This is a genomic window from Luteolibacter pohnpeiensis (genome assembly GCF_016595435.1).
Lineage (GTDB): Bacteria > Verrucomicrobiota > Verrucomicrobiia > Verrucomicrobiales > Akkermansiaceae > Luteolibacter > Luteolibacter pohnpeiensis.
Genome location: NZ_JAENIJ010000101.1, coordinates 1 through 1,931, shown reverse-complemented (window position 1 = coordinate 1,931; position 1,931 = coordinate 1). Strand labels below are relative to the sequence as shown.

Annotated in this window: 2 protein-coding genes and 2 tRNA genes; 2 read left to right on the top strand and 2 right to left on the bottom strand. The window is 51.4% G+C overall.

Annotated features, from left to right (window positions below; all coding sequences use genetic code 11):
- Positions 1 to 115: 115 nt before the first annotated feature.
- A tRNA-Lys gene (locus JIN85_RS20260) sits at positions 116 to 188 on the bottom strand.
- Positions 189 to 287: 99 nt separating this feature from the next.
- Positions 288 to 1,088, bottom strand: a complete 801-nt coding sequence (locus JIN85_RS20255; RefSeq protein WP_234047537.1) for a 7-carboxy-7-deazaguanine synthase QueE — start codon at positions 1,086 to 1,088, stop codon at positions 288 to 290.
- Between the two features lie 6 nt (positions 1,089 to 1,094).
- On the opposite strand from JIN85_RS20255, the gene JIN85_RS20250 reads away from it, so the two are divergent.
- Both JIN85_RS20250 and JIN85_RS20245 read left to right on the top strand, forming a co-directional pair.
- Positions 1,095 to 1,625 carry a cob(I)yrinic acid a,c-diamide adenosyltransferase gene (locus JIN85_RS20250; protein ID WP_200274270.1) on the top strand — a complete coding sequence of 177 codons (531 nt, stop codon included), beginning with the start codon at positions 1,095 to 1,097 and terminating at the stop codon, positions 1,623 to 1,625.
- 60 nt (positions 1,626 to 1,685) lie between these two features.
- A tRNA-Ser gene (locus JIN85_RS20245) sits at positions 1,686 to 1,775 on the top strand.
- The last annotated feature ends 156 nt before the right edge of the window (positions 1,776 to 1,931 follow it).

Below are 1,931 nucleotides of genomic sequence, written 5' to 3'. Positions count from 1 at the left end.
CTCCGCGTGATCGCCCAATGCGGCTGAAACCCATCGTCAATCCATCCTCAAAACCTCAACAAAAAGCCTCATCCCCAATCTTTGGTGTAGACCCCGTAAGTTGTTGATTTTAAAGTACCCCGGCTTGGATTCGAACCAAGGACCAAAAGATTAAGAGTCTTCTGCTCTACCAGCTGAGCTACCGAGGCTTTGGGACTAGCTGTGTGGAATGACCTCCTACACAGCGTGCGCAGGAGAGGATTAGCGGGAGATTGATCGCAGGGCAACCGTAAATTTTCATGAACCTCTCAAACTCCTCGTTTATCTCCCCAGAGACGGATGTGAAGTCGATCGGAGAAGCGAAATCCGCAATCCCTGCAACATTCTGCCAACCAAGGTGCGATGCGATCGAGTTCAGCTGAAGTGCGCCCCTCAGGCATCAAAATCACCTTTTCGCGAGGAAGATCATGGAGCCGCATCAGCTCCTTGATTTCTTGAAGATCGTCGGCGCTGGCGACCACAAATTTGAACCAAGCCTTCGGGTTGGCAGCGTAGAAACGAAGTGCATCCGGGCGAATTCGTAGGATTTCTTCCATACCGGAATTTGCAAGTTTGGGCGATACATTGAACTGATCGACAGCTGCCGCAAATTCCGGGCAGGGAATGCGAGTTCCATTGGTTTCGACCTCGAATTGATGCGCTGGTTTTTTTTGACGTATCACCTGGATGACTTCAAGGAATGCGGATTCTTGCAGCAGTGGCTCGCCTCCCGTGATGATCGTTCTTGAGCAATCAAAGGAAAGAATCCGCTCAGCAGCGGCGGCAGTCTCCATTTCCCAAGTGACAGCGGACTTTTGATACTTGGTATTTTTCTCATGTTTCCAGGGCGTGCCTTCGAAATTCCACGTGTGATCGGTATCGCACCAATGGCAATGGAGATTGCAGCGAGATGAGCGGATGAAAACTGCGGGAGCGCCAACACTCACGCCTTCGCCTTGAATGGTGTGAAAGATTTCCGGCCCGTCGCCTAGTTTTGCGAGTTTGATGATCACGCCCACAGGAAGCATGGATGGAGTCGGATGGACATGGATTTTTCCATGCAGTAGCATTTTGCCATGAGTATCGTGACAAAAAGGGGGGACGAGGGGGAAACGGATTTGTTATTTGGGCGGAGAATTTCAAAAACCGCGCCTCGGATCGAGGCCCTAGGCTGCGTCGATGAACTCAACGCGGCACTGGGTATGGCCAGGGTTTGTGGAGCGGGTGATGAAATCATTTCACTGTTGGATGAAATCCAGCAACGACTGGTTGGATTGATGGGGGAGCTAGCCTGCTTACCAGAAGATTCGGTGCGCTATCGCGAGCGTGAATACGCAATGATCGAGGTGGGCGATGTGATTTGGATTGAAAATTTAGCCCGTGAATACGAGCGAAGCGGCGTAAAGTTTACCGGCTGGGCACGGCCTGGAGCTGAAGGCTCAGTGGGAAGATCAGCATTAGATTTTGCCCGATCCATTGCCAGACGGGCAGAGAGATCGATCTGGAAACTGCACGAATCAGGAGAAATCGTATCGCAGCATGTCCTTCTGTTCTTCAATCGACTCTCGGATTTCCTATGGATTTTGGCCAGATCTGAAAAGGTTTGAGAGTTTTCAAAAATAGAGGTTGCCAAGAGTCGCTGAAGTTTCTAGCGTCCCGCCCTCCAAGGGCAGGTGTCAGAGTGGTCGAATGAGCACGCTTGGAAAGCGTGTGTGCTGGAAACAGTACCGAGGGTTCGAATCCCTCCCTGTCCGCCACTTTTGTTGCTATTGCGAACTCCCGGCAGCACGGTAACCCGCCGCGCGAAATTAGAAATTTGGGGTCTACACCAAAGATTGGGGATGAGGCTTTTTGTTGAGGTTTTGAGGATGGATTGACGATGGGTTTCAGCCGCATTGGGCGATCACGCGGAG